The 4,490-nt window shown below is 67.4% G+C and carries 3 protein-coding genes and 1 pseudogene; all 4 read left to right on the top strand.

The features are described 5' to 3' along the window. A partial coding sequence (locus VFG33_RS40785) for a hypothetical protein (protein WP_325058408.1) occupies positions 1-931 on the top strand: 931 nt, incomplete at its 5' end. A 107-nt stretch (positions 932-1,038) separates the two neighbouring features. Next, positions 1,039-2,751: a proprotein convertase P-domain-containing protein gene (locus VFG33_RS40780; protein WP_325058407.1), complete on the top strand. Its 1,713-nt coding sequence runs from the start codon at positions 1,039-1,041 to the stop codon at positions 2,749-2,751. A gap of 102 nt (positions 2,752-2,853) precedes the next feature. Continuing rightward, positions 2,854-4,065 carry a GNAT family N-acetyltransferase gene (locus tag VFG33_RS40775; RefSeq protein ID WP_325058406.1) on the top strand — a complete coding sequence of 404 codons (1,212 nt, stop codon included), beginning with the start codon at positions 2,854-2,856 and terminating at the stop codon, positions 4,063-4,065. 22 nt (positions 4,066-4,087) lie between these two features. Next, positions 4,088-4,490: pseudogene (locus tag VFG33_RS40770) on the top strand (DUF4129 domain-containing protein); the annotation flags it as partial.

Raw genomic sequence — 4,490 nt, 5'->3', positions numbered from 1 at the left:
CGGGAGGTGGCGGATGGTGGATCGGTTGGAGGTCGGAGGGACTGAGTTCGCTGCCGTGCTGCGGGCTGCCATCCGGGCGCGGGGGCTGGGGCTGGAGCGGATCCGGGAGCGGCTGCGCGCGCAGGGGATCTCGGTCAGTCTGGCCACGCTCAGCTACTGGCAGTCCGGACGATCCCGGCCCGAGCGTCGGGACTCGCTCGCGGCGGTGGAGCTGCTGGAGTCGGTGCTCGAGCTCCCCGAAGGCACGCTGTCGGCGTCCCTCGGACCACCTCGGCGGCGTGGGCGCTGGCTCAGTACCGTCCCGGATGCGCGGGAGGTGGCCGCGTTCTGGCCGCGGCCCGATGCGGTCGAGGAGGCGGTCAGCGAGGTCGACATCCACTGGGACGAGCGGCTGACCCGGATCAGTCAGCACGACCGGGTGTTCATCGGTCCCGACGGCGGCGAGCGGTCCTACCACTCCCGGCAGGTACTTCGGGCCGAGGCGGACGGCCCAGATCGCTGGGTGGTGATCATGCATCTCGACGAGCACGACCGCCCGCTACCGGCCATCCGCCCGCTGCGGCACTGCCGCCTGGGTCGCACGGTACGCCGGCCCGCCGACGGACTGCTGGTCGCCGAATTGCTGTTCGACCGTCCACTCCGCAAAGGCGAGACCGTGATCACCGAGCACGAACTGGTGAATGTGGCTCCCTATCCGCCGTCGGACAACTACGAACGCAAATTCCGGTTGCCGGTCCGGGAGTTCGTCCTGGAGATCTGTTTCGATCCGCTGAGATTGCCGGTCCGGTGTGAGCGGTATTCCCAGCTGGATGAGACCGAAGAGATCGGGTTGCGGGTGGAGGTGGCGCCTTCCGTGCATGGCGTGGCGCTGAACTTCGGACCCGGCCGCTATGGATTCCGTTGGCAGTGGGAACCCTCGGCGCAGAAGTGAACTGTTGATCGCGATGCCTTAACTGTGAAAGGACCGCGGCCGATATCGGTGTCCTGAATTCATTCCTAGGGTCGGTGCACCCCTCCCCGGAGAATTCAAGGAGAACGATGATGCAACGGCGTCGAACGACCGCAGTCAGCTTGGTCGGATCCGCAATACTGACCATCGGCTGCCTGACCCTTCTCGGCAATCCGGCCACGGCGGCCGAACCCGCCCCGCCGCACCAGATCTCAGCCGGTCTGCCCGCTACCCCTGACCAGGCAGGGCGGTGGATCTCCGCCGACGGCCGCCTGATGGTTGCCGTGGTCAACGAACAGGCCGCGTCCCGGGTCCGTGCAGCCGGTGCCACCCCGAAGCTGGTCACTCGCAACCAGGCACAGTTGGAGAATCTCCTCGCCCAGGTGGACCGGATCGCCCGGGCCGATCGCGACGCCGGTCTGCAGAGTTGGGGGATCGACCCGGTCAGCAACAAGGTGGTGGTGAAGGCCCGCGGTGAGTATGGGGCGGTGGGCGGTCTCGGCGACGGCGTACAGGTCGTGCAGGTGACCACGGACTTTCGTCAACAGGCGGGTGAGGTGAATCCCGGTGATCCTTGGTGGCCCGGGAGTGAGAGCAACTGTTCCGTGGGATTCCCTGCCACGGATGTCCAGGGAAACAAGCACTTCCTGACTGCCGGGCACTGTACGAACGACGCGAACCAGGCGGCGTACGGAGAAAGTGGTCAGCGGAACAAGCTCGGTACTTCGAATGTCGGCGGCAGCCGCAGCGTGAATGCCCGAGAAGGTGACATGGGTGTCGTCGCGGTGACCGAAACAGGCTGGAACATCTCGCCAGTGGTCAACACCTGGGGGCAGCCCGCGCTCACGGTGTCCGGCGCGGCGGACGCGATCGTCGGCGACACGGTGTGCCACTCCGGCAACACCGCTCCGAACTTCGAATGCGGCAAGGTCAACGCGGTCAACCAGACCATCGACTACGGCAACGTGGTGATCGACGGATTGACCACGACGACGGCGTGCTCGCAAGGAGGCGACTCCGGTGGCGCCTGGTTGCGCGGCGACCAAGCGGTCGGCCTGCACTCGGGCGGCAACTCCACGTGTACGGCGAACGAGGACAACTCCATCTTCCAGCCGGTCAAGGAAGCGCTCACCAAGTGGAATCTCACGCTACTCACGGGCGCGCCCACCGAGCCGGACGACGAGGCACCGTCCACGCCGGCCAACCCGCGCTCGACCGGCACGACGGCTGACAGCGTCTCCCTGGCGTGGGATGCGTCCACCGACAACGTGGGAGTCGTCGGCTACGACCTCTACAACGGCAGCGCTGTCGCGGCGTCCGTCGCCGGTACCGCGGCAACCATCACCGGGTTGAGTCCTGACACCAATTACTCGTTCACCATCCAGGCGAAGGATGCTGCAGGCAACAAGTCGGGTCAGAGTGCGGCGGTCACCGCACGGACCCAGCCGGGCAATAGCAGCGGAAGGACGTTCAGCAACGGGACGGACTTCCCGATCAGGGACTACCAGACCGCGGTGAGTCCGGCGCGGTCGACGGCGACCGGCCGGGCGGCCAGTCCGATCAAGGTGACGGTCGAGGGCAATCACACCTGCCTGGAGGATCTGAACATCAGCCTGGTGTCGCCGAGCGGTCGTTGGTACTACCTGCAGCGCTACGGCGGTACGACGTGCCAGCCGCTGCCGGCCACCAAGACCTACAACGTCACGGCCAGCGAGAACGCCGCAGGCACCTGGACCCTCCGCATCGGCGACAACGGCCCAGGCGACACCGGCACCCTCACGAACTGGTCCATCACCCTCTGAGTTCACTCGAGGCGGTCGGCAGCACACTGCGCGCAGCCGACCGCCTCGCAGTACCGGGAAACTCGTAGGCGGATGGACGGGGATGTCTGGTAGGCAGGGGGCATGACGATCGGGATCGGGCGGTTCGAGGGTGAGTGGGCCGAGTTGGTGGGGTTGCTGAACCTGGGGTTCGCCGCTCCTTGGAGTCCCGAGCAGTTGGAGGCGGAGCGGAGGGTCTGGGAGCCGGCCCGGAGCATCGTCGCCACTGAGGACCAGGAGTTGGCCGGACACACCGGGGCTTTCTCCCTGCAGATGACAGTGCCCGGCGGGCGGCTGCCGGTCGCCGGAGTCACCATGGTCTGCGTCAGTCCGACCCACACCCGCCGCGGGATCCTGCGCGACCTGATGCGCGCCCAGTTGACGGAGCTGTACGAGACGGAGGCCGAACCGGTCGCCGCACTCACCGCGAGTGAGCCGGTGATCTACGGCCGGTTCGGCTACGGCCTCGGGTCGGACCATCAGTTCATCACCGTGAAGAAGACTTCCCGGGCGATGCGTCCGGTGGAGGGCCTCGACGAGGTGCGACTCCGGTACGCCGACCCGACCGCGTCCCTGGAAACCACCGCGAAGATCCACAATGCCGAAGCCGGGGAACGCCCGGGCATGTTCCACCATGACGAGCTCTGGCAGCAGTACTCGGTCAGCGACAACGTGGTGACGGACGCCAAAGGCGCGTCGCCTCTGCGCTGCGTACTGGCTGAGCGCGATGGCGAGATCACCGGCTACGCGCATTTCCGGACCAAGCGCACGGACAAGGGCTTCGTCGACGTTTCCCGGGTGCATGCCCGGGACCTCGCCTCCCACGCACGGCTGTGGCAGTTCCTGCTGAACCAGGACCTGCTCGGCGAGACCACCTACGAGGCGCTGCCGTCGGACGATCCACTGCTGTCACTCCTGATCGACCCGCGCGCGCCCGGGGCGACCACGCTCGACGGGCTGTGGGTGCGGCTGGCCGATGTCGGCAGAGCTCTCGTCCGGCGGACCTACGCGGAAGACATCGACGTCGTGCTCGGCATCACGGACGACTTCCTCCCCTGGAACCAGTCGAACTGGCAGCTCAGCGGGGGACCGACCGGAGCGACCTGCACGAAGACAGATCGCCCGGCGGACCTTCTGCTCGGAGTACGGGAGCTTGGTGCGGTGTACCTCGGCAAGCCGTCGCTGGCCCTGCTCGGCGCAGCCGGCCTGGTCCGCGAGCAGACCGAAGGGGCACTCGCAGCAACCTCCCGGGCCTTCCTAGCCAACCGCCTGCCTTGGCTCGACACAGGCTTCTGAGTCCGAGGGATACGCTTTCCCGATGCAGCCGAGCCGTCGTAGCGCAGTGGCCTTTGCTGCTGTGTTGATGCTGGGCGTTGCCGCGGTGGCTCTGGTGGTGCTCGCGTCGGCTGGTGGGAGCGTGCAGCCGGTGAGTGAGAGCACGCTCAGTGCGTCGCCGAGGCCGCTGCCGACTCGGACCCCGCCAACGCTGGATGTGCCGAGCCAGCCCACGCAGCCGCCGGTGCGCGAGGGGGAGCCCTTTGAGATGCCGGGCTGGGTCCAGGCGCTCTGGCAGGCTGTCGTGTACGCCGGGGTGACGTTGCTCGCGCTGTTCCTGCTCAGGGCGCTCTACCGGATGCTGCGCAAGGTCGAACTGCCCCAGACGGACAAGGAGGACACCGACTGGGAGCGGGTCAAGGTCGACCGGTTGGCGGAAGCGGTCG

Origin of the sequence: Kribbella sp. (genome assembly GCF_035687465.1) — a bacterium.
In the GTDB taxonomy this organism is placed as follows: domain Bacteria; phylum Actinomycetota; class Actinomycetes; order Propionibacteriales; family Kribbellaceae; genus Kribbella.
Note: the sequence above shows the minus strand (reverse complement) of the source record. Positions and strands in the feature narration are given on the sequence as shown.

Coding starts and splice junctions, on each gene's coding strand:
- VFG33_RS40775 (WP_325058406.1), top strand. CDS start 2,854: ATGACGATCGGGATCGGGCGGTTCGAGGGTGAGTGGGCCGAGTTGGTG.
- VFG33_RS40780 (WP_325058407.1), top strand. CDS start 1,039: ATGATGCAACGGCGTCGAACGACCGCAGTCAGCTTGGTCGGATCCGCA.